The following is a 21,548-nucleotide window of genomic DNA, read 5'->3' as shown; positions in this document are numbered from 1 at the left end:
AGAGGCAGCCATTCGCGATGAGCAGCTGCCGTTGCACCGCGAGCATTTCAGGTTGAGGCCCTTCCGTCATAAGCCTCCCGCGCTTGTTCAATATCGCGCAAATGATGGATCGCCCAATCGTATACGGCCCCCAGCGGTATTTGCAGGGTACGTCCAAGCTCCGTGAGTGAATATTCGACCGCAACCGGCGAAGTGGCCAATACGTGCCGGGCAATCAGCCCGTTACGCTCCAGGCGCCGCAGCGCCTGAGTGAGCGCCTTGTGCGTTACGCCTTCCAGCCGCCGCCTGATTTCGTTGAAGCGCGTCGGCTTCTCACTGAGCACGCTAAGGATCATGACCGACCATTTATTGGCGACCTGATCGAAAAAAGAGCGCGCAGCGCAGTCCGCAAAAAACACATTGCTCACATCATGCGGCATCCCGATAACCTCGCGTATACCTAGGCACCTTGAAGTGCGTAATTGACACTAAGTATAAATTGTATACCATCATATCCCGCTCGATCCCTAGATCCCGGAAACGGTCCGGGGGTCGAACAAAGACATCAGACATCCAGGAGAATCATCAATGGAAATGCAGCAATTTGGTATGTCCCGGCGCAGCTGGCTCAAGCAAACCGCGGCAGCCGCGCTGGTAGCCGCCAGCCCCGTGCCTAGCGCGATCGCAGCCAGCGGGCTTACCGCGAAACTGTTTTTTACTGAAGCGGGAACCGGTGAAAATCTGATGTTTCTGCATGGCTGGACCGCCGATTCCAATGACTGGATCTGGCAATTGCCATACTTTGAAAGCAAGTACCGGGTGATAGCAGTGGATTTGCGGGGGCACGGAAGATCCGAAGTCATGCCTTCGGGTGCCTACAAGCCTGATGATTATGTTCGCGACATCGAGTCGCTGATCACAACCCACTACCCAAATCAGAAGTTCATTCTCGTGGGCCACTCGATGGGAGGACAGATTGCTGCGCGCCTTGCGGTAAAGCGGCCTGATCTGGTTAAGGCCGTGGTCTCCGTTGACGGTTCGTTAGGATTCTCAGACAAGGTGGGGGCAGCTTTTGCAGACGTCACTGAAAATCTGCAGTCTGCCGACCCGGGCATGGTAGCGGCGGCCTTGTTCAAGCAAGTCTACGATCCGGCCACGGACCCAGCCCTGCAAAGCTGGCACGCGAGACGCGCCATAGGGATGGAAAAAATCGCGGTACGCGAATCATTTGGCCCCTTGTTTGTAGGACCGGATCAAGTAGGCGTCGGCGAGGCCAGCGCGGAATTCTGCAAGCGCCTGGCGTTGCCGTTTTATCATCTCTGCCGCAATCCGACCCAGGCCGACCGTATGCGCCCGTGGTTCTCTAACGCCAAATCGAAGGTCGACGCATGGCCCCACGCAGGCCACTGGATCATGCAAGACCGCAAGGACGATGTGAACGCTGCCGTGGCTTCCTGGATTGATGCACTTTAGTGATTTCCGGCTGGAACCCCTATCTGATTCCAGGCCAGTTCTCGTTGGATGCTTTGATCAGCGAACCGCCATCGCCATACGCGCCATCATTGCGACGCCAGCTGGAAAGTCCAGGCTTCGGAAGAAAGACCCCGGCTTTGTGACATGAGCCGGGCGAAAAAAAGCACCTACATGACGTAGGTGCTTTTCTTGAATTCCTTGGCGGAGCGGACGGGGCTCGAACCCGCGACCCCCGGCGTGACAGGCCGGTATTCTAACCAACTGAACTACCGCTCCGCAGCGGTGCCAGAAAATCCTGGCGTCCCCTAGGGGATTCGAACCCCTGTACTCACCGTGAAAGGGTGATGTCCTAGGCCTCTAGACGAAGGGGACAGGACATTCGACAACGAAAGTTTGGTGGAGGTAAGCGGGATCGAACCGCTGACCTCTTGCATGCCATGCAAGCGCTCTCCCAGCTGAGCTATACCCCCAAACAAGGTCTTCGTTAACGAAGAAACGAGATTATGCACGAATTTTTTTTCGCGTGCAAGCGAGCCCAGATTTTTTTCTTCAGTCCCTGTCAGGCCCCTTTCCGACCCGGTCCTGGATCACAACTCTTTACATCTGGGCCCGCCGGGAAAGATCGCGGCCGAAAGCCGGACCAGCCATCCGATTGCCATGAAAATGGCGCCAATAGCCATGACTTGGCAGCAACTTGGCGACCGATAGAGGAATGTTGCGGCTTGCAGGGCAGGCCTGCAGCGCCTACGATCCGGGCTGTTTTACATTCCGGAGCCCGCCATGCACGCCAGCATCCGTCACGAAACCCTGGTCCCCGCCTGGACGACCCAGGCGATCCTGGACCTGTTCGCCCTGCCCTTCAACGACCTGCTGCTGCGGGCCCAGACCGTGCACCGGGCGCACCACCCGGCCAATGCCGTCCAGCAATCCAGCCTGCTGTCGATCAAGACAGGCGCCTGTCCCGAGGACTGCGCCTACTGCCCCCAATCCTCGCGCTACCAGACCGAGGTGGAACCGGCGCCGCTGATGCCGCTGGACCAGGTGCTGGAAGCCGCGCGCAAGGCGCGGGACGCGGGCGCGCAGCGCTTCTGCATGGGGGCCGCCTGGCGCTCGCCGACCGAACGCCAGCTCGACCAGGTGATCGAGCACGTGCAGGCCGTCAAGGCCCTGGGACTGGAGACCTGCGTCACCCTGGGCATGCTGAAGGACGGCCAGGCCGAACGCCTGAAGGCCGCCGGCCTGGACTATTACAACCACAATCTGGATACCGCCCCCGAATACTATGGCGAGATCATCCGCTCCCGGAGCTTCCAGGACAGGCTGGACACGCTGCAGCGCGTGCGCGAAGCCGGCCTGAAGGTGTGCTGCGGCGGCATCGTCGGCATGGGGGAATCGCGCGAGATCCGCGCAGGCCTGATCGCCACCCTGGCCAACCTGGAGCCCTATCCGGAATCCGTCCCGATCAACCAGTTGGTGAAGGCGCCGGGCACCCCGCTGGCCGACGCGCCCGACCTGGATCCCATCGAATTCGTGCGCACGATCGCGGTTGCCCGCATCGCCATGCCCCGCGCCGTGGTGCGCCTGTCCGCGGGCCGCGAAGGCATGCACGACAGCACCCAGGCCCTGTGCTTCATGGCCGGCGCCAACTCGATCTTCCACGGCGAACGCCTGCTGACCACCCCGAACCCGCAGGCGCAGGCCGATGCCCGGCTGTTCGAGCGCCTGGGGCTGGTGCCGATGCCCCAGGAAGAACCCGAGGCCGCGTGCCCACCCGCCGCCACGGCCAAGGCTTCCAGTCCGGTCTGACGCATACGGCTTCATGATCCCACGCACCGCCGCCCATCCTTTCGTTACCCGACCATGCACACCCTGATCCTCAGCATCTCCTTCAGCGTCGTCGTCTCGATCTTCCTGAAGCTGGCCCGGGCCGGCAAGATCCAGGTCGACCAGGCCATCGCCGTCAACTACGCGACGGCCGCGGCGCTCAGCGTGTGGCTGCTGCGCCCGCCCCTGGACACGCTGTTCGAGCAGCCGCCCGCCGTCTGGCTGATCCTGGGCCTGCTGGGCGTGCTGCTGCCCACCGTGTTCCTGGTCATGGCGGCGGCCGTGCGCCGCGCCGGGATCGTGCGCAGCGACACGGCCCAGCGCCTGTCGCTGATCCTGCCGATCCTGGCCGCCTTCCTGGTGTTCCATGAAGTCCTGTCGGGCCGCAAGGCCTTCGGCATCGCCCTGGCACTGTGTGCGCTGGCCTGCCTGCTGGCACGCCCCCGGGCCAACGGCGCGCGGCTTCCGGCCAGGGCAATGGCGCACCAGGAAGAACCGCAGGAGTCCGCGGCGCGCGGCTGGGCCGTGCTGCTGGGCGTCTGGGCGGGCTACGGCTGCATCGACATCCTGTTCAAGCAGATGGCCCGGATCGGCGCCGGCTTCACCGGCAGCCTGCTGCTGAGCTTCGTCCTGGCGGGCCTGCTGATGTGCCTGTGGCTGCTGTTCCGGCGCACCCGCTGGGACGCCCGCAGCCTGGCGTCCGGGATACTGCTGGGCGGGCTGAATTTCGGCAACATCTATTTCTACATCCGCGCGCACCAGACCTTCCCGGACAATCCCACGCTGGTGTTCGCGGCCATGAACATCGGCGTGATCTCGATCGGGACACTGGTGGGCGCGGGCGTGTTCCGCGAACGCCTGAGTCCGCTGAACATGCTGGGCATCGGCCTGGCCCTAGGCGCGATCGTCCTGCTGTTCCCCCGCTGACGCCTGCGGCGCTGCATCCGCCAGGGGATCGTCGATCACCGGGTCGTGGGATATGTCGCGCTGCGGATCGACGCGCGGATCCAGCACCGCCATCACGTGGGAATTCTGCAGCGTGTCGGCCATGGGCACGAACTGGGTGGGCGCGTCTTCGCTGCGGTGCGTGCCCTTGACCTTCCGCTCGCGGATGAACACCACCAGCAGGGCGGCACAGGCCGACACGAAGACGAAATACACGTCCGGCCCCCAGGCCCGCATCAGGCCGCCCGCCGCCAGCGGCCCCAGGCAGGCCCCCAGGCCGTAGACCATGTACAGCAAGGCGCTCAGGCCCACCCGCCGCTCGGGATCGACATTGTCGTTGGCGAAGGCCGCACCCATGGGATAGAGCGTGAACTGGACGATGCCCAGCACCCCGGAAAACGCGACCAGGGCCAGGTAGGGAAACTGGAACCAGCCCCACAGCGGCACGCCCAGGACCAGCAGGAGCAGCGCACCGCACCGGATCAGGCGCACCCGGCTCATGTGATCGGCCAGCCAGCCCAGGGGCCACTGGCACACCAGGCCGGCCGCCACGGACACGGCCAGGAACACCCCCACCTGGTGGTTGTCCATGCCGTGCTGCAGCCCGTAGACGGGCGCCAGGCCATAGAACGCGCCCGTCAGCATGCCGGCCAGGAACAGCACGGTCAGGGACATCGGCACGCGCGCCACGTAGTACCGCAGGGCCAGCGGTGCGGGCACCTGCAGCGCCGGGTGCAGGCGCCGCGTCAGGGTCACGGGGATCAGGCTGAGCACGCTGCAGATGGCCACGAACACCAGTGGCTCGGAATCCAGTTTCGGAAACAGCCCCAGCGCCAGCTGGCCCAGCACGGTGCCCAGACAGGACGCAACCATGTAGAAGCCGAATACGGTGCCCCGCGAGGCGTTCTCGGTCTGCTCGTTGAGCCAGCTTTCGATGGCGATGAACAGGCTGACCATGGCAATGCCCGCAACGAAGCGCAACGCCAGCCAGATCCACAGGCCCTGGATCAGGATCATGACCAGCACCGTGACGGTGACCAGCGCCGCACAGGCCGCATAGGCGCGGATATGGCCCACGCCGATGATCAGGCGGTGGCCCACCCGGGCGCCCAGCACCAGGCCCAGGTAGTACGCGGCGATCATCGCCCCGACCCAGATTTCGGACACGGACAGCGCCGTCAGCCGCAGGCCCAGGTAGGTATTGAACAGCCCCGAACTGAGCAACAGGATCAGAGTCGCCAGGTACAGGGAAAAGAAAGCGCCGATCGTCTTGGCCATGCGGGATTCCGGTCGGGAGCCCTGCCGGCATCCAGCCGGCCTTGCCCTCAAATAACCATCATAGCAGTGGTGCCTGCCGCCCGGCTTCGTCCTCGTTTATCATAGGACCATGAGCGAAGCAGACCTCTCCCCCACCCTCAGCCACCTGGATGAAAACGGCCAGGTCCGCATGGTCGACGTCGGTGCCAAGGCGCCCACCGACCGCACCGCCGTGGCCGAAGGCCGGGTGCGCCTGAACGCGCATGCCTGGGGCTTGCTGTCTGCCCAGGCCAACGCCAAGGGCGAGGTCCTGAACACGGCCCGCATCGCCGGCATCCTGGCGGCCAAGCGCTGCGCCGAAATGATCCCCCTGTGCCACAGCCTGCCGCTCAGCTTCGCCGGGGTGGATTTCTCGGCCGACGAATCCAGCCGCACGCTCACCATCCGCGCCACCTGCCGCACCCGTCACCAGACCGGGGTCGAAATGGAAGCGATGACTGCCTGCTCGGTCGCCGCCCTGACGGTCTACGACATGTGCAAGGCGGCCGACAAGGGCATCGTCATCGAGCAGATCCGCCTGCTCAGCAAAACCGGAGGCAAGAGTGGCGACTGGCACAACGATTGACGTCCTGTATTTCGCCCAGGTGGCGGAGCACATGGGCGTGCGGCGCGAGACCCAGCCCCTGGACGCTCCCGTCCGGGCCGGCGACTGGCTCGACGCGCTGGCAGCGCGCTGCCCCGCCCTGGGCCCTTCGGCCCGCCTGAAGCTCGCCATCAACCAGGAGCACGCCGCACGCACCGCCATGATCCGGCCGGGCGACGAAGTCGCCGTGTTCGAGCCGGTCACCGGCGGCTAGGACCATCATGATCCGCATCCAGACCGAACGCTTCGACGTCGCCGAACTGACCGGGCTGCTGCAGGCCCGCGCGGCCGGGCGTGCCGGCGCCCTGGTGCACTTCCTGGGCATGGTCCGCGACTACAGCCCCGACGCCGGATCCCGCAGCCTGTTCCTGGAACACTATCCAGGCATGTGCGAGCGCGAGATCCAGGCGCTGTGCGATCACGCCAGGCAGCGCTGGGACATCCTCGACACCGTGGTCGTCCACCGGGTGGGCGAGCTGCCGCTGGGCGATCCCATCGTCTTTGTCGGCGTGGCCGCCGCCCACCGCGGCCAGGCCTTCCGGGCCTGCGAATACATCATCGACGCACTGAAAACCCGCGCGCCGTTCTGGAAGCGCGAAACCCTGGCCGACGGCCGCGCCTTCTGGGTCGAACAGCAGGCCGCCGACGCCGAGAAAACCGCCCAGTGGGATACGCCATGAAAGCCAACCCCGCCCTGCCGCCCGTCAACCTGCGCTGCGCGGTGCTGACGATCTCCAGCCGCCGGACCGCCGCCGAGGACACGACAGGCGACTACCTGGCCGCCGCCCTGGGCGAAGCGGGCCACATCCTGCAGGCCCGCGCGCTATGCCCCGACGACCGCTACCAGATCCGCAAGGTCGTCAGCGACTGGATCGCGGATCCCGAAATCCAGGTGGTCCTGTGCAACGGCGGCACCGGCTTCACCCACGGCAAATCCACCATCCCCGCCGTCGCGCCCCTGCTGGACCAGACCGTGTCCGGCTTCGGCGAGCTGTTCCGCCACCTTTCCTGGCTGGACATCGGCGCTTCCTCGCTGCAATCCGACGCCCTGGGCGGCCTGGCCAACGACACCCTGGTGTTCTGCCTGCCCGGCTCGACGGGCGCCTGCCGGCTGGCCTGGGAAAAGATCCTCCAGCCCCAGCTCGACAGCCGCCAGCGCCCCTGCAATTTCGCCAGCGCCTACCGCGCACGTACGGAAACCTGACCATGCTCGACTTCGATACCGCCCAGGCCCGTCTGGCGGCGCGCGGACGCGCGCCCGCCGCACACGAAACCGTCGCGCTCGACGCGCTTTGCGGCCGCGTGCTGGCCAAGGACATCGTCGCCGTTCTCGACCTGCCGCCCGCCGACAACAGCGCCATGGATGGCTACGCGCTGCGCGCCGCAGATGCGGTGGTCCCCGGCACCACGCTGCCGGTCCAGCAGCGCTGCTTTGCCGGCCAGGCCCCCGAACCCCTGCTTCCCGGCCAGGCCATCCGGCTGTTCACCGGCAGCGTGATCCCGGCCGGCGCCGATACCGTGGTCATGCAGGAAGACTGTCGCGAGGACGACGGACGCGTCACCATCCTGGCGCCTTCCGTACCGGGGCGGCACATCCGCCGCCAGGGGGAAGACATGCAGCGGGGCCAGGCCGTCCTCGCCCGGGGCACCCGCCTGGGGGCCGGCCAATTGGCCGTCCTGGCGGCCCAGGGCTACGACCGGGCCCCGGTCTTTCCCCGCCTGAAGGTCGGCATCCTGACCACGGGCGACGAACTCATCCCGCCCGGCCAGCCCCTGCCGCCGGCCGCGATCCACAATTCCAACGCCCCGATGCTCGCCAGCCTGTGCAGCGGCCTGGGTACGGCCGTACCCATGCTGCGCCACGCCCGCGACGACGCGGACGCCACCCGCCGGGCGCTGGCCGAACTGAACGAAGCCTGCGATCTGGTGCTCAGCGTGGGCGGGGCTTCGGTCGGAGAAAAGGACCTGGTCAAGCCCGCCCTCGAATCCCTGGGCGGCACGCTGGACCTGTGGAAGGTGCGCATGAAGCCGGGCAAGCCGGTCGCACTGGCCGAGCTGAACGGCCGTCCGGTGGTCTGCCTGCCCGGCAACCCGGTCTCGGCGTTCGCCGTGTTCATGCTGCTGGTCAGCCCCCTGATCCGCGGCCTGCAGGGCCGACGGGACGTACTGCCCCCCGTGCGGCGCGGCATCCTCGACACGCTCCGTCCCGTGGGCGGCGAACGCGATGATTTCCTGCGGGTCCAGGCTGCGCAGGGTGCCGGGCTGCCCCGCCTGACGCCGCATTCCCAGCAGAGTTCAGGTGCGCTGTCCAGCCTGGCCTGGGCGCACGGCCTGGCCCGCATCCCGGCGGGCGCACGGCTGGAATCGGGTGCGGAAGTCGACTGGATGGCGCTGTCCGACTGGCTGTCCTGACATCCGGGCCCGCATGCGCGCCGGCCATCCCCAGGCATCTCGAAGCCGGGCGCAACAGCCTGGGGTCAGCGCCAGCGTTCCCAGTCCTCGGGGGTATTCAGGTTGACCAGCACGTCTGCGCCGGGAAAATCGACAGCGGCCGCGCCGCAGGAGCGCAGCCAGCCCTGGACCTGGCGGCCACCCGCATCCAGGTAGGCCTGCAGCCCGTCGGCCAGGTCGCGATGCGCCATCAGGCAGAGCGGATGCGGACCATCGGGTGTGCATGCATAGGCCGGGCTGCCGGGCCGGGCCGCCGCGCCCAGGCGCGCGCCCAGGTCTTCGGGCCAGCGCAGCACATCCACCGGCAGCACGAACAGCCAGGGGGATCGCGACCGCCGCAACCCGGCCAGCACGCCGGCCAGGGGGCCGCAATCGGCATGCGCCGGATCGTCGCTCACGACCGTGCCGTAGGCTGCGTAATCGTCGAAATGGCGGTTGGCGCTGATCCACAGGGAGCCCGCCCCCTGGGCACGCAGCTGGCGGCAGGCATGGGCCACCAGGGGCTCGCCGCGCCAGGTCATCAGTCCCTTGTCGGCCTGGCCGCCATGGGCTGTGCGCATGCGCCGGGATTGCCCGCCCGCCAGGACCAGTCCATCAAACACTTCAGCTAACCTCCACGTCGCGCCTTGCAAGGCGCTCCGATTCGACAGGCACATGAGGGTCCGCAGGGACCCTCCGGGCTTCGTCCGAAACATCCCTCCACGTCGCGCCTTGCAAGGCGCTCCGATTCGACAGGCACATGAGGGTCCGCAGGGACCCTCCGGGCTTCGTTCGAAACATCCCTCCACGTCGCGCCTTGCAAGGCGCTCCGATTCGACAGGCACATGAGGGTCCGCAGGGACCCTCATGTGTCCTGTCTCATCCCCCGATGTAGCTCATTTCTACTTTGTGGTCGCGGTGGGCCTCTCCGCGGCGCTCGGAATAGCGGTCGTCGCGGGCCTGCCAGACGCCCGCCAGGCGCCGGGCCAGCGCATCATCGCTGGCCCCGCTGCGCAGCAGTTCGCGGATGTCGTGCCCCTGCTCGGCGAACAGGCAGGTGAACAGCCGCCCCTCGGGCGACAGGCGCAGCCGGGTACAGTCTCCGCAGAAGGGCTGGGACACGCTGGTGATCAGGCCGATTTCGCCCGCGCCGTCCTCGTAGGCCCAGCGGGCGGCGACTTCGCCCCGATAGCGGGCCTGGACCGGCCGCAGCGGGAATTCGGCGCCGATGATCCGCACGATTTCCGCTCCGGTGACGACTTCGTCCATGCGCCAGCCGTTGGTATTGCCGACATCCATGTATTCAATGAAGCGCAGCGTGTGCCCGGTGCCCCTGAAATGGCGCGCCATCGGCAGGATCTGGCCGTCGTTCATGCCGCGCCGCACGACCATGTTGACTTTGACGGGCTTCAGGCCCGCTGCGGCGGCGGCCTCGATGCCATCGAGGATCGTGGCGACCGGCACGCCGCTGTCGCTCATGCGCTCGAACAGGGCATCGTCCAGCGCGTCGAGGCTGACCGTCACGCGCGTCAGGCCGGCGTCGGCCAGCGCGCGGGCCTTGCGGGCCAGCAACGTGCCGTTGGTGGTGAGGGTCAGCTCGGGCGGTTCGCCGTCCGGCGTGCGCAGGCCCGCCAGCATGCCGACCAGGGTTTCGATCTGCTTGCGCAACAGGGGTTCCCCGCCCGTCAGGCGGATCTTGCGCACCCCGCTTGCCAGGGCGATCCTGGCAAACCGGGTGATTTCCTCGAAGGTGAGCAAGGCCCCGTGGGGCAGGAAGGCATGGTCGGCGCCGAACAGCTCGCGCGGCATGCAGTAGGTGCAGCGGAAATTGCAGCGGTCGGTGACCGAGATCCGCAAGTCACGCAAGGGGCGCCCGAACGCGTCGGACACCGACCCACCCGGCGCGGCGACCGCATCGCGGTCTTCCGGCGCCGTTGCAGGCCGGTGATGGATCACGCGGGGCATGGAATCAGTCGTTTTCCTTGACCCGGTAGACCAGGGTGGCGACCTTGGCCAGGCCCAGGACCTTGACCGTGACGCTGCCCAGCAGCAGGCGCGACAGGCCGCTGCGGCCATGGCTGCCGATGAAGATCAGGTCGCAGCCTTCTGTCTGGGCGGCCTGCACGATGCCGTCGGCGACGTTGAAATTGGACACGGCCAGGGACGTGGCCTTGACACCGGCGGTCTCGGCCCGGTCGAGCACGGCCTGGAGGTACTTCTGGGCCTGCTCGGCGGCAGTCCGGTCGTAGTCTTCGTCCGTGATGGCATAGGCAGCGGCCATGCCGTCGAAGCCGACCGTGGCGGCAAAGGGCTGGGTCACATGCAGCGCAACGATCTCCGCGCCGATGGTACGGGCGAAGCAGACGCCTTTGTTGGCCGCCTGGGCGGAAAGCTTGGAGCCATCCGTGGGGATCAGGATCTTCTTGAACATACGCGGATCATCCAAAACGCTGACTAGGAGACACGAGCATAACCGCTGGTCCGGCGAAATGACAGTCGGATCAGCCCTGAGTTTGATCTATGCCAGATTCCCGGGCCGCCACGAACAGATTCGTGCAGCGCGCCCCCGAACGGCAGAAGGCCAGCACCGGCGCAGGCAGCTCGCGCAGCAGCCCGGCGAACTCGGCCACGTCGGCGGCCGTGATCGCGCCGCTGACCACGGGCTGGTAGCGCGCCTGCAGTCCGGCCGCCCGGGCGGCCCGCAACACGTCGTCGGACAGGGGTTGTTCGGGGCCGCCTTCGCCGTCCGGGCGGTTGATGATGACGGACTTGAAGCCCGCGTCCGCCAGGGCCTGCATGTCATCGGGCTGCAGCTGGGGAGCGACGGAGAAATCGGGCGTCAGGGTTTGGTAGGTCGGGCTCATGCGGGTTCCTCGGGGCGGTGCGCCGCCCCTTCGATCGTCAGGTGATGTTCCGCCAGCAGCCGCCCCATGAGCGGACTCGCCAGCACCTCGTGTTCGGCCTGGCGCTGCGCCGACAGGGCGTCCGTGCCATCCGCGCCGAGCGCGGGATGGCACATCAGCACGTCGCCGTCGCGGCACGACGCCAGCCAGCGGCGCATCCACCCTTCGTAGGCAGGAACGCCACCCTGGAAATCATACACGCCCAGGAAGCCGGGATTCAGCGCATGGCCGCGCGCAACCGCCCGCCGCCTCAGGCCGGCAGCGCCCAGCCCGGCGATGACGGCGGCCTTGAACCGCAGGCGCGGCGGCAGGCCCGACATGCGGGGCCGCCCGACATCGCGGATCCAGGGCCGGCCGTCCCGGGGCTCGGGCAGCGCATCGAGCAGCGCATCGCGGATGCCGGGCAACTGATGCACGTGCTGATGACCATCGATGTAATCAGGCACCCGGCCCGTGATGTCCTGGAACAGCGCCAGCTGCCGCTGCACGGCGGCGCGCACGGCATCGCCCGGCAGGCGCCCCAGCCAGGCTGCCCGGATCAGTGCCCCCAGGGGCAGGCACAGGCCTGGCTGGCCGAAGGATTCGGTGAAGTTCAGGTGCAGGCCGATCTGCAGGCCGCTGGCCTGCAGGGCGTGTGCGCCCCGGCGCACGGCCGGGCCGTCGACCAGCAGGCTGGTGGCCGACAGGCGGCCCTGCGCGGCCAATGAGAGAATGCCGGCGTTGACCGCCGGATTCATTCCGAAATCATCGGCGCACAATACAATGCGCCGGTATCGATGCCCTGCTGTTTGTGACCCCGGATCCATGTTCAAGAAACTCGCTGCCCAGATCGGCTGGTTCGTCATTGTAGGCTGCGCGGCCGCGGCCACCCACTGGGTGGTCGCCGTTGCCTGCGTATCCCTGGGAAACCTGCCCCCGCTGGCCGCCAACGGGGTCGGCTGGTTGGTGGCGTTCGGCGTTTCGTTCGCGGGCCACTACCACCTGACCTTCCGCCACCAGCGCGCGCCGCTGCTGCGCGCGGCCACGCGGTTCTTCGTGGTGTCCGCCCTGGGTTTCGCCGTCAACGAAGCCGCCTACGCCACGCTGCTGCACCTGACGGCGATCCGCTACGACGTGCTGCTGGCCCTGGTGCTGATCGGCATCGCGGGAATGACGTTCATTCTGGGGCGCTACTGGGCGTTTCGCCGCAGCCATTGACGGTCTCGGCGGCCGGAACGCGCCACAGACCCATCTTGCGCGACTGTGCCCAGGGCTCGCGGCCCGCCAGCGCCGGATAGCGTTCCGCCTCGTCCAGCCAGGCCAGCAGCCAGGTCGTCGCATGACCCGGATCGCACAGATAGGCCTGCAGCCGTTGCTCCGGCCAGAGCCTGTCGGCGCCCCGATCGGGCGCGAACCCGGCTGCATCGGCCAGCTCACGGCGCCAGTCGTCGCCCTGCATGATGCGCGGGTCGTCCCAATGGGAGACGGCGATGATCGGATCGCGCCAGCCGGCATACATCGGCACGTCGTAGGAGTACTGGTCGAGCATGACCAGATGATCGCCGGGCTGCGCCGACGCCGCCAGCGCCTGGGCGAGTCCCTTGGTGCTGCGTTGCGGGAACAGCACCAGCGCCGCCACCGCCAGCAGGCACAGGCCGGCTGCCACCAGGGCATGGCGGACCAGGCTGCGCCCCGCGCCCGGCGCGTTGGACTCTTCCCGCTGCTCGAAGGTTTCCTGGATGAACCAGGCCAGCGGCGGCAGGACGGCGATCACGTAGCCGACCAGCTTGGAAGCCGGGATCGAGAAGAACACCAGCACCACCGCCAGCCAGGACAGCATCAGGCCACGCAGCACGCGGCGGTCGACCTGCTCGATCCGGTGGGCGGGCGGCACGAACGCCGTCTGCAGCGGCCCCTGGGGCTGGAACCAGCGCCACAACTGGATCGACCACGGCAGGGTCAGGCCCAGCACCACCGGCACATAGAACCAGAACGGGTGCGGATTGTTGAAGCCGGTTTCGAGAAAGCGCTGGAAATGCTGGTAGACGATGTAGTAATCGAAGAAGCCGGGATGGCGCAGCTGCATGGTCACCATCCAGGGCAGGGTCAGTGCCAGGAACAGCAGGATGCCCGGCCACCACAGCAGGCGTGCCAGGGCGCGGTACCGGCGCCGGCCCAGGAGCCAGAAGAACAGCACGCCGCCCGGCAGCACGATGCCGATCAGGCCCTTGGCCAGGAACCCGGCCGCCGCAGCGGCGTACATGGCCGCCAGCGACCAGCCATCGGGCCGCAACTGCTCGCGGCGGAACACCGCGTCTGCGCCCGCCATCACGGTCAGGCCCATCAGGGCGGCCACCAGCATGTCCAGGTTGGCGTAATGCGCCGCGCCGAACAGGAAGGGCTGCACCGCCAGGATCAGGGTCGTGCGGCCCGCGGCACGGCCGCTGGCGTAGCGGCGCAGGAAGACGTAGAAGACCGTCACCAGCGCCGTGGCGGCCAGCACCGAGCACAGGCGCCCGGCCCAGGCATTGTCGCCGAACAGCGCCAGGGATGCCGCCGTCAGCCAGTAGAACAGCGGCGGCTTGTGGAAGAACGGCAGGCCGTCCAGGTGCGGCGTCAGGTAATCCCCCGAGGCCAGCATGTACCAGGCCACCCCGACGTAACGGCCCTCGTCGGGCAGCAGCAGCGGATACATCCAGGTCGTGGCCGCCAGCCAGAGAAAAGAGAACAGCGCCACCCAGGGCCAGGCGCGCCGGGCCTGCAGGCGCCGCCAGAGCGACTCGCCGGCGTCCACCAGGCGAGTACCGATCGCGGGAAACTTCATGTCGGCCGTTCTCCTGGTGCGGGGGAAGCGCCGGATGCGCGGGGATCCCCGGCCTCGGGCGGCAGGCCGGTGCCGGCCTGCGGATGGAGTGGCGGCGGGACTTCCAGCCCCGGCCGGGGGCCGGCGCTTCCGGTGCTGCCGTAGCCGGCATCGAGCCCCGTGCCGGCGCGCTCGCGCAGCAGGTAGACGGGGCGGCCCTTGACCTCGGTGAAGATCCTGGCGACGTATTCCCCCACCACTCCCAGCGACATCAGGTTGACCCCGGCGAAGAACAGGATCACGGTGATCAGGGTGGCCCAGCCGCGCACCGCGTCGCCATAGAGCAGGTGGGAGACGATGATGAACAGGCCATACAGAAAGGCCAGCAGCGACACGCAGGCGCCCAGCAGGCTCAGCAGCCGCAGCGGCCAGGTGGTGAAGGCCGTCAGCCCGTCCACGGCGAAGCGCAGCAGTTTCAGGGGCCGGAAGCGGCTGATGCCATGCAGCCGCTGGGGCGGCGTATAGGTCATGGCTTCGGACTGGAAGCCGACCCAGGCGAACAGGCCCTTCATGAAGCGGTCGCGTTCCGGCAGCCGCTTCAGGGCATCGACCACGGCCCGGTCCATCAGGCGGAAATCCCCGGCGTTGGGCGGCACGCCCAGGCCATCGGACGTGCGCATCAGCGCGTAGAACACCCGGGTGCCGATGCGCTTAAACCAGGTCTCGTCGTCGCGCGAGGCGCGCACGGCATAGACCATATGCACCCCGGAACGCCAGCGCGCCAGCATCGCCGGGATCATGTCCGGCGGATGCTGCATGTCGGCATCCAGGCAGACCACGGCATCGCCGCGCGCCACGTCCAGCCCAGCGGTCAGGGCGGCTTCCTTGCCGAAATTGCGCGACAGGCGCAGGTAGACGATTTCCGGATGCAGGCTGACCCAGTGGCGCATCAGATCGGGGGTGCCGTCCGTGCTGCCGTCGTCGACGACGATGATTTCCGGCACGCAATCCTGGCGTGCCAGCACGGCCAGCAATTCCGGCAGCAGCACGCCCAGGTTGGCCTGCTCGTTCAGGCAGGGAATGACGCAGGACAGTGTGACGGTTTCGGGCATGGTGTGAAACGCCAGCGGGGCTGGACGGCGCGCAATCCAGGGGACGAGTGAAGTCTACGATCATAACTGAACGGCAGGCCGGGCGGGCCGCGGCTCTCCAGGATGGGCTTTACGACCCGGCGATAAGATATCTATAATATGAACCTTTGAAATCCTGATCTGCCTCCCGCATGGAAGACACTCCGGTCTGTACAGAGGACGAAATCGTCGCCCTCGTCCACAACTTCTACCGCCGGGTCCGGCAGGATCCCATCCTGGGGCCGATCTTCGACGCCCATATCGACGACTGGGACGAGCACCTGGAACGCATGGTGCGCTTCTGGTCGTCGCTGCTGCTGCGCACCGGCACCTACAGCGGCACGCCCATGCCGCGCCACGTCGCCCTGCCAGGCCTGGAAGGCCCGATGTTCGTCCGCTGGCTGGACCTGTTCCGTGAAACGCTGGACGAATTCGACAATACCGCCTTCACCGCCCAGGCCGAGGACTTCGCCCGCCGCATCGCCCGCAGCCTGTGGTACGGCTACCAAGTCAGCCACCAACCAGATCAACCCGTGACGGAGTTCGACGCCCATGTCCCGCCTGCTGAATATTGAGGAACCGGCCGCCGCCGCGCAACGGCCATCCATGACGGCCTTCCTGGCCCTGGGATTCCGGCCGCTGTACATGGCCGGCGCCGCCTGGGCGCTGATCTCCATCGCCCTGTGGATCTTCGTCCCGCAGGTGCTGGACGGCCCCCTGCCGCACGTCTACTGGCATGCCCACGAAATGCTGTGGGGCTTCATCATCACCATCGCGGTCGGCTTCCTGCTGACTGCCAGCGCCACCTGGACCGGTTTCAATCCCCTGTCCGGGCGTCCCCTGGGCCTGCTGAGCCTGCTGTGGGTGATCGCCCGCGTCGGTTTCCTGGCAGGCGGGCTGCCGGGCTTCTGGATCGCCACGGCCGCGGAAGTGCTGTTCTTCCTGGTCGCCTCGGCCAGCCTGATGCGCGTGATGATCAAGGGCCGCAGCCGCCGCAACTATGGCCTGCCCGCGGTGATGCTGGCGCTCGGCGTGGCCGACCTGCTGTACCTGCTGGCGGCCCGGAACGGCAACTACGCCCTGCTGATGCAGCGCTTCGACCTGGGCCTGATCGGCATGGCCGTGATCGCCCTGCTGATCGCCCGGCGCGTCATCCCCTTCTTCTCCATGCGCATGGTCCAGGGCCTGCAGATCCCCATGCTGACCCGCTCCGGCCACGTCCAGATGGTCTTCAGCGTCCTGGCGATGGCTGCCGGCGTGCTGATGCAGATTCTGCCCGCCGCCGGCGACGGGCCGGCCTTCCTGCCGCTGCTCATGGCCTTCAGCCTGGCGCTGACCGGCCTCATCAGCCTGGGCCAGTTGCTGGCCTGGCGGCCGCTGGCGGTGCTGCGCAAGCCGATGCTGTGGATCCTGTACCTGGGCTATGCCTTCATCGGCGTGGGGCTGCTGGCCGCGGCTGTCCAGGTCAGCGGCCTGCTCGATCCGTCGCTGCTGAGCGGCCTGCTGGCGCGCAGCGCCACGCACGTCCACCTGATCGGCATGGCGGGTTTCTGCATCCTGATCATCGGCATGCTGACCCGCACGGCCCTGGGCCATCTCGGGCGCCCGCTGGCCCTGGACGGCAGCATGCTGGCCAGCTACTGGCTGATGATCGCGGCAGCCGTCTTCCGGCTGGCCGCGCTGTGGCCCTCGGCAGCCAGCCCCCACCTGCTCCACCTGGCCGCCGTCGCCTGGATCCTGTGCATGGGCCTGTACCTGTGGCGCTTCGTGCCGATGCTGATCCGACCCCGTCCGGACAAGCCCGCGCCCGTCGTCGCGCCGCCCCGGGCTTCCGCGCAGCCGGCCCAGGCGCGCTGACCCCCGCTTCGAGCCCGAGCCCGCCATGCGCCTGACCAACATGAGCGACTACGCGGTACGGCTGCTGATCTATCTCGGCAGCCACCGCGACCGCCTCTGCACCATCGCCGAGATCGCCCAGGTCTACGGCATTTCCGAGCCGCACCTGATGAAGATCACGCACCGCCTGGCCCAGCGCGGCTGGATCCGCACCGTGCGCGGCAAGAACGGCGGCATGGAACTGGCCCACGAGCCCGGTGAAATTCGCCTGGGGGCGCTGATCCGCGACATGGAAAACGACCTGGCCCTGGTCGAATGCATGGGCTCCGACAACCATTGCATCCTGAGCGGCTGCTGCGGCCTGAAACCCATCGTGGCGGGCGCGATGAAGGCCTTCATGGATCACCTGGACGCCCATACCCTGGCCGACGTGATTCCCCCCTTCCCGCCGGCCGCGATCCGCATCGCACCCGAGCGCGCGGCGGCGGGTGGTTTCCCGACAACCACGTAAGCCGCCCGATGTATCCGAAGGAAAGGCGGGAGCAGCCGGCGCGCACTGCCTGAAGGGTGGGCAGCGCGACGAGTTTGCGCACCGCCCGCCGCCACGCGCGCAGCGGCAATCCTGCTATTGCACCAGCGGCGAATCCGCCCCCGGCATGGGGATGCCTTCGATGCGGGCGGCTCCGACCAATTGCTTCAGGTACTGATGCACGGCCCGCCGCCGGCTGGATTCCTCGAGCCAGGCCGCCAGCCGTTCATGCACGGACTCGAACGGCAGGGCACGGCCCTCGGTCTTGCGGCCGGTGCGCACGATGTGGAAACCGAAGCGGGTCTCGACCAGCTCGCCGCCCAGGGTGTATTCCGGCAGGGCGAAGATCGCCCGCTCGAATTCGGGCACCATCTCGCCGCGAGACAGTTCGCCCAGGGCGCCACCGCCCGCTCCGGTGGGGCAATTGGAATAGCTCCGGGCAAAGGCCGCAAACGCACCCAGTCCTTCGCGGTGCAGTTCGGCCAGCACGCCGTTGGCACGGGCGCGCAACTTCTGCACGTCCAGCCCCGACGTCGCCTGGAACAGGATGTGCCATGCCTCGACCCGGTCGCCTTCGCGGAATTCGTCGGGGTGCTGCTCGTAGTAGCGCCGGCAGCTTGCCTCGTCCGCCTGGGGCGTGCGCACGTCGTGGGCCAGCACGGCCTCGAGCAGGGCATCGTCGTCCTCGGCCGACAGGTCCAGCTCGGCGGCACGCTGCCGGCACAGGACGCGCAGCACCAGCTCCTGGCCGGCCGCCAGGCGGGGATTGCTTTCCCGCTGGTGGCGCGGGACTTCGGCCAGGATCTCGTCCTCGGTGATGAGGGTGTCGTTGACTGTGATCATCTGCATCCCGTGGCGTTCAGCGCGGCCGCACGATCTGCCACGCCCGGGCCAGGTAGGTCACCGAGGCGAAGCCGGACCACACGTGCACCAGGCGGGTGAACGGAAAGATCAGGAACAGCGTCATGCCCAGCACCATGTGCAGGCGGTAGACGGCGGGCACGCCTTCCATGGCACCCACCGCGCCGCCCCGGAAGGTGACGATGCGCTGGGCCCATTCGCCCAGCTGGACCATCACCGCGCCGTCCGTGTGATGCACGGACGTGAAGATCGAGGCGATGCCCACCACCAGCACCATCAGGATCCACAGCAGCGTCACCCAATCGGACAGATTGGAATTGTGCGCCAGGCGGATTTCCGTCCAGCGGCGATGGATCAGCAGCAGCAGCCCGATCAGGCAAACGACCCCCAGGATCGCGCCGACCACGATGGCCATCAACTGCTTGAACGCCGTCGTCACGCCGAAGGCATGGTAGACGGCCGGCGGCGTCAGCAGCCCCACCAGGTGGGTGAAGAACAGGGAAATGATGCCGATGTGGAACAGGTTGCTGCCCCAACCCAGCGTGCCCCTGCGCAACAGCTGGCTGGAATCGCTTTTCCAGGTGTACTGCTCGCGCTCGAAACGCACCAGGCTGCCCAGGAAGAAGACGGTCAGGGCGATATAGGGATACACCCCAAAGAAAAACAGGTCGAGTGTGTCTTTCATCTGAATCTCCTCTCAGGCCTGGCCGTCGGCCGGGCCCGGCTTGCGGGAACGTGGCGGGTGGAACACGATGGGCTGCACGCCGCCCGCGCCGCCCGGACGCCGCATCAGCAGCGGCTCGGTGCCATCGGCCTCGGGGCCGAAGGTGATCAGGGTCTCCTCCATGTCGCCTTCGGGGGGATCGGGGAGAACCTCGGGTTCGACGTCGGTCATGGTCCGCAGCTGGGCGAACAGGCAGGCATAGGGGCTGCCGGCCTCCCGCAGCTTGTCGCCCAGCCGGGCCAGCACGTGGATGGCGTCGCCCAGCAGGTTTTCGGCGGCGTCCGGGGGGATCTGCCCCAGGAATTCCAGGAACAGCGGCACGTAGTCCGGCAATTCGACCGTGGACGGCTCCAGGCCGTACTTCAGGTATTCGTTGCGCAGGTCCACCATGGCCTGCCCACGGTCGCGGGATTCGCCATGCACGTGTTCGAACAGGTGCAGCGAATGGGCGGCCCGGCGATCGAAGGTGGCGACGTATTGCTCTTGCAGATCGATCAGGTCGTCGCCCTGGTCCAGGAAATCGAACAGGGGCGCCAGCCGGGTGCGTACATCGGCAGGCAGGGCCGCATGCAGTTCCGGCAGGGCATCGAGCCAGTCCTGCTCGGGATAGCCGAGCAGGACGGACAACACCGAGAACACCGGCACCTGGCGGGGGGGGGATTGGATGGAATCCATGGCGTCTCTCCCGTTCAGGCCGTGCGGGCCGGATCCAGGAATACCACGCTGGGCTTGCGCTTGTTGCGCGGCTTGCCGAACAGCGAGCCCTCGGATGCGCCGCCCGAGCAGCCATTGCCGAATGTGAAGCCGCAGCCGCCCCGGATCTCGAAGGCATTCTCGGCGTTTTCCCGGTGTGCGGTGGGCACCACGAAGCGGTCCTCGTAGTTGGCAATGGCCAGGTAGCGGTGCATGTCCTCGACCTGATGCAGGGTGAGGCCGACCTGGTCCAGGATGTCGAGCCGTTCCTGGCGGTCCACCGAGCGCGCACGCATGAAGGCGCGCATGCCCAGCAGGCGCTCCAGCGCCGTGGCGATCGGTGCCTCGTCGCCAGCGGTCAGGAGATTGGCCAGGTAGCGCAGGGGGATGCGCAGGGACTGCACATCGGGAATTTCGCCGAACGCGCCGATCCGGCCGCTGTTGGCGGCCGACTGGATCGGCGAGAGCGGCGGCACGTACCACACCATGGGCAGGGTGCGGTATTCCGGATGCAGCGGGAAGGCGATCTTCCATTCGACGGCCATCTTGTAGACCGGGGAATTGCAGGCCGCGTCCAGCCAGTTTTCGGGAATCCCGTCGGCCAGGGCCTGGCGGCGGACTTCCGGATCGTTCGGATCCAGGAACAGGTCCAGCTGCGCCTGGTACAGGTCCTTTTCGTGGGTCGTGCTGGCGGCCGCCTCGATGCCGTCGGCATCGTAGAGCAGAACGCCCAGGTAGCGGATCCGCCCCACGCAGGTCTCGGAACAGACCGTGGGCATGCCCGCCTCGATGCGCGGGTAGCAGAAGATGCACTTTTCCGCCTTGCCGGATTTCCAGTTGTAGTAGATCTTCTTGTACGGGCAGCCGGAGACACACATGCGCCAGCCGCGGCACTTGTCCTGGTCGATCAGGACAATGCCGTCCTCGGCGCGCTTGTAGATGGAACCCGACGGGCAGCTGGCCACGCAGGTGGGGTTCAGGCAATGCTCGCACAGGCGCGGCAGGTACATCATGAAGGTGTTCTCGAACTGCCCGTAGATGTCCTTCTGCACCGCCTCGAAGTTGTAGTCCTGCGAACGCTTGGCGAATTCACCCCCCAGGATTTCTTCCCAGTTGGGCCCCCACTCGATCTTTTCCATGCGCTTGCCGGAAATCAGGGAACGCGGCCGCGCCACGGGCGGCGTGGTGCGTTCCGGGGCTTTCTGCAGGTAATCGTAATCGTAGGTGAAGGGCTCGTAGTAGTCGTCGATCTCGGGCAGGTTCGGGTTCGAGAAGATGCGCGACAGCAGGCGCAGCTTGCCGCCCTGGCGAGGCTCGATGCGGCCGTTGTCGCGGCGGCGCCAGCCGCCGTTCCAGCGGTCCTGGTTTTCCCAGTCCTTGGGGTAGCCCACGCCGGGCTTGGTCTCGACGTTGTTGAACCAGGCGTATTCCATGCCCTCGCGGGACGTCCAGACGTTCTTGCAGGTGATCGAACAGGTATGGCAGCCGATGCATTTGTCCAGGTTCAGGACCATGGCGACTTGCGCGCGGATTTTCATG

At 67.3% G+C, this 21,548-nt stretch carries 25 protein-coding genes and 3 tRNA genes; 12 read left to right on the top strand and 16 right to left on the bottom strand.

The genetic code is table 11. The features are described from left to right. Positions 1-47 precede the first annotated feature (47 nt). Positions 48-419, bottom strand: a complete 372-nt coding sequence (locus ABD022_RS01530; protein ID WP_325124694.1) for a winged helix-turn-helix transcriptional regulator — start codon at positions 417-419, stop codon at positions 48-50. Positions 420-567: 148 nt separating this feature from the next. Between ABD022_RS01530 and ABD022_RS01525 the strand changes: the two genes are divergently transcribed. Beyond that, entirely contained in the window at positions 568-1,452 is an 885-nt protein-coding gene (locus ABD022_RS01525) for an alpha/beta fold hydrolase (RefSeq protein WP_325124695.1), read from the top strand. Positions 1,453-1,651: 199 nt separating this feature from the next. On the opposite strand, the gene ABD022_RS01520 is transcribed toward ABD022_RS01525, so the two are convergent. The 3 genes from ABD022_RS01520 to ABD022_RS01510 form a co-directional block, all read right to left on the bottom strand. Beyond that, positions 1,652-1,728 (bottom strand) — tRNA-Asp (locus ABD022_RS01520). Positions 1,729-1,748: 20 nt separating this feature from the next. Further along, positions 1,749-1,824: transfer RNA gene (locus ABD022_RS01515), tRNA-Glu, on the bottom strand. 22 nt (positions 1,825-1,846) lie between these two features. Continuing rightward, positions 1,847-1,922, bottom strand: a tRNA-Ala gene (locus ABD022_RS01510). A 310-nt stretch (positions 1,923-2,232) separates the two neighbouring features. Here ABD022_RS01510 and bioB point away from each other — a divergent pair. Beyond that, complete coding sequence (gene bioB / locus ABD022_RS01505) at positions 2,233-3,258, top strand: biotin synthase BioB (protein WP_343819686.1); 1,026 nt, start codon at positions 2,233-2,235, stop codon at positions 3,256-3,258. A gap of 54 nt (positions 3,259-3,312) precedes the next feature. Next, positions 3,313-4,203, top strand: a complete 891-nt coding sequence (locus ABD022_RS01500; protein ID WP_343819684.1) for a DMT family transporter — start codon at positions 3,313-3,315, stop codon at positions 4,201-4,203. On the opposite strand, the gene ABD022_RS01495 is transcribed toward ABD022_RS01500, so the two are convergent. Beyond that, complete coding sequence (locus tag ABD022_RS01495) at positions 4,171-5,499, bottom strand: MFS transporter (protein WP_343819683.1); 1,329 nt, start codon at positions 5,497-5,499, stop codon at positions 4,171-4,173. The two genes, ABD022_RS01500 and ABD022_RS01495, sit on opposite strands and share 33 nt — an antisense overlap. A 109-nt stretch (positions 5,500-5,608) precedes the next feature. Here ABD022_RS01495 and moaC point away from each other — a divergent pair, with 109 nt between their 5' ends. From moaC to ABD022_RS01470, 5 genes are read left to right on the top strand one after another with little or no spacing between them, the layout of a single operon-like run. Then, entirely contained in the window at positions 5,609-6,103 is a 495-nt protein-coding gene (moaC, locus tag ABD022_RS01490) for a cyclic pyranopterin monophosphate synthase MoaC (protein ID WP_325127269.1), read from the top strand. Further along, a complete protein-coding gene (locus ABD022_RS01485) occupies positions 6,081-6,335 on the top strand; it encodes a MoaD/ThiS family protein (RefSeq protein WP_325127266.1) in 255 nt (84 codons plus the stop codon). Before moaC ends, ABD022_RS01485 begins: the two co-directional genes overlap by 23 nt. Before the next feature lie 7 nt (positions 6,336-6,342). Then, the gene (locus tag ABD022_RS01480) at positions 6,343-6,801 is read left to right on the top strand and encodes a molybdenum cofactor biosynthesis protein MoaE (RefSeq protein WP_325127265.1); all 459 of its coding nucleotides are present in this window, start codon (positions 6,343-6,345) and stop codon (positions 6,799-6,801) included. Continuing rightward, positions 6,798-7,325: a molybdenum cofactor biosynthesis protein B gene (gene moaB, locus ABD022_RS01475; protein ID WP_325127263.1), complete on the top strand. Its 528-nt coding sequence runs from the start codon at positions 6,798-6,800 to the stop codon at positions 7,323-7,325. Before ABD022_RS01480 ends, moaB begins: the two co-directional genes overlap by 4 nt. Positions 7,326-7,327: 2 nt before the next feature. Then, positions 7,328-8,533: a molybdopterin molybdotransferase MoeA gene (locus ABD022_RS01470; protein ID WP_343819681.1), complete on the top strand. Its 1,206-nt coding sequence runs from the start codon at positions 7,328-7,330 to the stop codon at positions 8,531-8,533. Positions 8,534-8,598: 65 nt separating this feature from the next. Here ABD022_RS01470 and mobA read toward each other — a convergent pair whose 3' ends face one another. The 5 genes from mobA to ABD022_RS01445 all read right to left on the bottom strand — a co-directional run bounded on the left by mobA (position 8,599) and on the right by ABD022_RS01445 (position 12,191). After that, positions 8,599-9,228, bottom strand: coding sequence for a molybdenum cofactor guanylyltransferase MobA (gene mobA / locus ABD022_RS01465; RefSeq protein ID WP_325127259.1), 630 nt, complete (start codon positions 9,226-9,228; stop codon positions 8,599-8,601). A 202-nt stretch (positions 9,229-9,430) separates the two neighbouring features. Further along, a complete protein-coding gene (gene moaA / locus ABD022_RS01460) occupies positions 9,431-10,516 on the bottom strand; it encodes a GTP 3',8-cyclase MoaA (protein ID WP_325127257.1) in 1,086 nt (361 codons plus the stop codon). A gap of 4 nt (positions 10,517-10,520) precedes the next feature. Then, positions 10,521-10,982 carry a universal stress protein gene (locus tag ABD022_RS01455; RefSeq protein ID WP_325127255.1) on the bottom strand — a complete coding sequence of 154 codons (462 nt, stop codon included), beginning with the start codon at positions 10,980-10,982 and terminating at the stop codon, positions 10,521-10,523. Between the two features lie 70 nt (positions 10,983-11,052). Then, the gene (locus tag ABD022_RS01450; RefSeq protein ID WP_325127253.1) at positions 11,053-11,415 is read right to left on the bottom strand and encodes a protein tyrosine phosphatase family protein; all 363 of its coding nucleotides are present in this window, start codon (positions 11,413-11,415) and stop codon (positions 11,053-11,055) included. Then, a complete protein-coding gene (locus tag ABD022_RS01445) occupies positions 11,412-12,191 on the bottom strand; it encodes a ChbG/HpnK family deacetylase (protein ID WP_414647488.1) in 780 nt (259 codons plus the stop codon). Before ABD022_RS01445 ends, ABD022_RS01450 begins: the two co-directional genes overlap by 4 nt. 67 nt (positions 12,192-12,258) lie before the next feature. On the opposite strand from ABD022_RS01445, the gene ABD022_RS01440 reads away from it, so the two are divergent. Further along, complete coding sequence (locus tag ABD022_RS01440) at positions 12,259-12,651, top strand: GtrA family protein (protein WP_325127251.1); 393 nt, start codon at positions 12,259-12,261, stop codon at positions 12,649-12,651. Here the strand turns inward: ABD022_RS01440 and ABD022_RS01435 are convergent. Then, positions 12,611-14,257: an ArnT family glycosyltransferase gene (locus tag ABD022_RS01435; RefSeq protein WP_325127249.1), complete on the bottom strand. Its 1,647-nt coding sequence runs from the start codon at positions 14,255-14,257 to the stop codon at positions 12,611-12,613. The genes ABD022_RS01440 and ABD022_RS01435 overlap by 41 nt on opposite strands. Beyond that, on the bottom strand, positions 14,254-15,348 hold the full coding sequence (locus tag ABD022_RS01430) for a glycosyltransferase family 2 protein (RefSeq protein WP_325127247.1): 1,095 nt from the start codon (positions 15,346-15,348) through the stop codon (positions 14,254-14,256). Before ABD022_RS01430 ends, ABD022_RS01435 begins: the two co-directional genes overlap by 4 nt. A 170-nt stretch (positions 15,349-15,518) precedes the next feature. On the opposite strand from ABD022_RS01430, the gene ABD022_RS01425 reads away from it, so the two are divergent. The 3 genes from ABD022_RS01425 to ABD022_RS01415 are packed head-to-tail and all read left to right on the top strand — an operon-like array spanning position 15,519 to position 17,713. Further along, positions 15,519-15,941 carry a group III truncated hemoglobin gene (locus ABD022_RS01425; protein ID WP_343819680.1) on the top strand — a complete coding sequence of 141 codons (423 nt, stop codon included), beginning with the start codon at positions 15,519-15,521 and terminating at the stop codon, positions 15,939-15,941. Next, entirely contained in the window at positions 15,919-17,223 is a 1,305-nt protein-coding gene (locus ABD022_RS01420; RefSeq protein ID WP_343819678.1) for an NnrS family protein, read from the top strand. Before ABD022_RS01425 ends, ABD022_RS01420 begins: the two co-directional genes overlap by 23 nt. Positions 17,224-17,248: 25 nt before the next feature. Next, entirely contained in the window at positions 17,249-17,713 is a 465-nt protein-coding gene (locus tag ABD022_RS01415; protein WP_325127242.1) for an RrF2 family transcriptional regulator, read from the top strand. Between the two features lie 114 nt (positions 17,714-17,827). Here ABD022_RS01415 and ABD022_RS01410 read toward each other — a convergent pair whose 3' ends face one another. The 4 genes from ABD022_RS01410 to narH are packed head-to-tail and all read right to left on the bottom strand — an operon-like array spanning position 17,828 to position 21,547. Beyond that, the gene (locus ABD022_RS01410; protein WP_343819676.1) at positions 17,828-18,580 is read right to left on the bottom strand and encodes a peptidylprolyl isomerase; all 753 of its coding nucleotides are present in this window, start codon (positions 18,578-18,580) and stop codon (positions 17,828-17,830) included. Between the two features lie 10 nt (positions 18,581-18,590). Next, the gene (narI, locus tag ABD022_RS01405; RefSeq protein WP_325127238.1) at positions 18,591-19,277 is read right to left on the bottom strand and encodes a respiratory nitrate reductase subunit gamma; all 687 of its coding nucleotides are present in this window, start codon (positions 19,275-19,277) and stop codon (positions 18,591-18,593) included. Between the two features lie 12 nt (positions 19,278-19,289). After that, positions 19,290-19,991: a nitrate reductase molybdenum cofactor assembly chaperone gene (gene narJ, locus ABD022_RS01400; protein ID WP_425545187.1), complete on the bottom strand. Its 702-nt coding sequence runs from the start codon at positions 19,989-19,991 to the stop codon at positions 19,290-19,292. A gap of 14 nt (positions 19,992-20,005) precedes the next feature. Then, positions 20,006-21,547 carry a nitrate reductase subunit beta gene (gene narH, locus ABD022_RS01395; RefSeq protein ID WP_325127235.1) on the bottom strand — a complete coding sequence of 514 codons (1,542 nt, stop codon included), beginning with the start codon at positions 21,545-21,547 and terminating at the stop codon, positions 20,006-20,008. Between the last annotated feature and the right edge of the window lies 1 nt (position 21,548).

The organism is Castellaniella daejeonensis (genome assembly GCF_039523555.1).
Lineage (GTDB): Bacteria > Pseudomonadota > Gammaproteobacteria > Burkholderiales > Burkholderiaceae_B > Castellaniella > Castellaniella daejeonensis.
Note: the sequence above shows the minus strand (reverse complement) of the source record. Positions and strands in the feature narration are given on the sequence as shown.

Excerpts from the sequence above, each read along its gene's own strand:
- ABD022_RS01530 (WP_325124694.1), bottom strand. The coding sequence starts at position 419 with ATGCCGCATGATGTGAGCAATGTGTTTTTTGCGGACTGCGCTGCGCGC.
- ABD022_RS01525 (WP_325124695.1), top strand. The coding sequence starts at position 568 with ATGGAAATGCAGCAATTTGGTATGTCCCGGCGCAGCTGGCTCAAGCAA.
- bioB (WP_343819686.1), top strand. The coding sequence starts at position 2,233 with ATGCACGCCAGCATCCGTCACGAAACCCTGGTCCCCGCCTGGACGACC.
- ABD022_RS01500 (WP_343819684.1), top strand. The coding sequence starts at position 3,313 with ATGCACACCCTGATCCTCAGCATCTCCTTCAGCGTCGTCGTCTCGATC.
- ABD022_RS01495 (WP_343819683.1), bottom strand. The coding sequence starts at position 5,499 with ATGGCCAAGACGATCGGCGCTTTCTTTTCCCTGTACCTGGCGACTCTG.
- moaC (WP_325127269.1), top strand. The coding sequence starts at position 5,609 with ATGAGCGAAGCAGACCTCTCCCCCACCCTCAGCCACCTGGATGAAAAC.
- ABD022_RS01480 (WP_325127265.1), top strand. The coding sequence starts at position 6,343 with ATGATCCGCATCCAGACCGAACGCTTCGACGTCGCCGAACTGACCGGG.
- moaB (WP_325127263.1), top strand. The coding sequence starts at position 6,798 with ATGAAAGCCAACCCCGCCCTGCCGCCCGTCAACCTGCGCTGCGCGGTG.
- ABD022_RS01470 (WP_343819681.1), top strand. The coding sequence starts at position 7,328 with ATGCTCGACTTCGATACCGCCCAGGCCCGTCTGGCGGCGCGCGGACGC.
- mobA (WP_325127259.1), bottom strand. The coding sequence starts at position 9,228 with ATGTGCCTGTCGAATCGGAGCGCCTTGCAAGGCGCGACGTGGAGGTTA.
- moaA (WP_325127257.1), bottom strand. The coding sequence starts at position 10,516 with ATGCCCCGCGTGATCCATCACCGGCCTGCAACGGCGCCGGAAGACCGC.
- ABD022_RS01455 (WP_325127255.1), bottom strand. The coding sequence starts at position 10,982 with ATGTTCAAGAAGATCCTGATCCCCACGGATGGCTCCAAGCTTTCCGCC.
- ABD022_RS01450 (WP_325127253.1), bottom strand. The coding sequence starts at position 11,415 with ATGAGCCCGACCTACCAAACCCTGACGCCCGATTTCTCCGTCGCTCCC.
- ABD022_RS01445 (WP_414647488.1), bottom strand. The coding sequence starts at position 12,191 with ATGAATCCGGCGGTCAACGCCGGCATTCTCTCATTGGCCGCGCAGGGC.
- ABD022_RS01440 (WP_325127251.1), top strand. The coding sequence starts at position 12,259 with ATGTTCAAGAAACTCGCTGCCCAGATCGGCTGGTTCGTCATTGTAGGC.
- ABD022_RS01435 (WP_325127249.1), bottom strand. The coding sequence starts at position 14,257 with ATGAAGTTTCCCGCGATCGGTACTCGCCTGGTGGACGCCGGCGAGTCG.
- ABD022_RS01430 (WP_325127247.1), bottom strand. The coding sequence starts at position 15,348 with ATGCCCGAAACCGTCACACTGTCCTGCGTCATTCCCTGCCTGAACGAG.
- ABD022_RS01425 (WP_343819680.1), top strand. The coding sequence starts at position 15,519 with ATGGAAGACACTCCGGTCTGTACAGAGGACGAAATCGTCGCCCTCGTC.
- ABD022_RS01420 (WP_343819678.1), top strand. The coding sequence starts at position 15,919 with ATGTCCCGCCTGCTGAATATTGAGGAACCGGCCGCCGCCGCGCAACGG.
- ABD022_RS01415 (WP_325127242.1), top strand. The coding sequence starts at position 17,249 with ATGCGCCTGACCAACATGAGCGACTACGCGGTACGGCTGCTGATCTAT.
- ABD022_RS01410 (WP_343819676.1), bottom strand. The coding sequence starts at position 18,580 with ATGCAGATGATCACAGTCAACGACACCCTCATCACCGAGGACGAGATC.
- narI (WP_325127238.1), bottom strand. The coding sequence starts at position 19,277 with ATGAAAGACACACTCGACCTGTTTTTCTTTGGGGTGTATCCCTATATC.
- narJ (WP_425545187.1), bottom strand. The coding sequence starts at position 19,991 with ATGGATTCCATCCAATCCCCCCCCCGCCAGGTGCCGGTGTTCTCGGTG.
- narH (WP_325127235.1), bottom strand. The coding sequence starts at position 21,547 with ATGAAAATCCGCGCGCAAGTCGCCATGGTCCTGAACCTGGACAAATGC.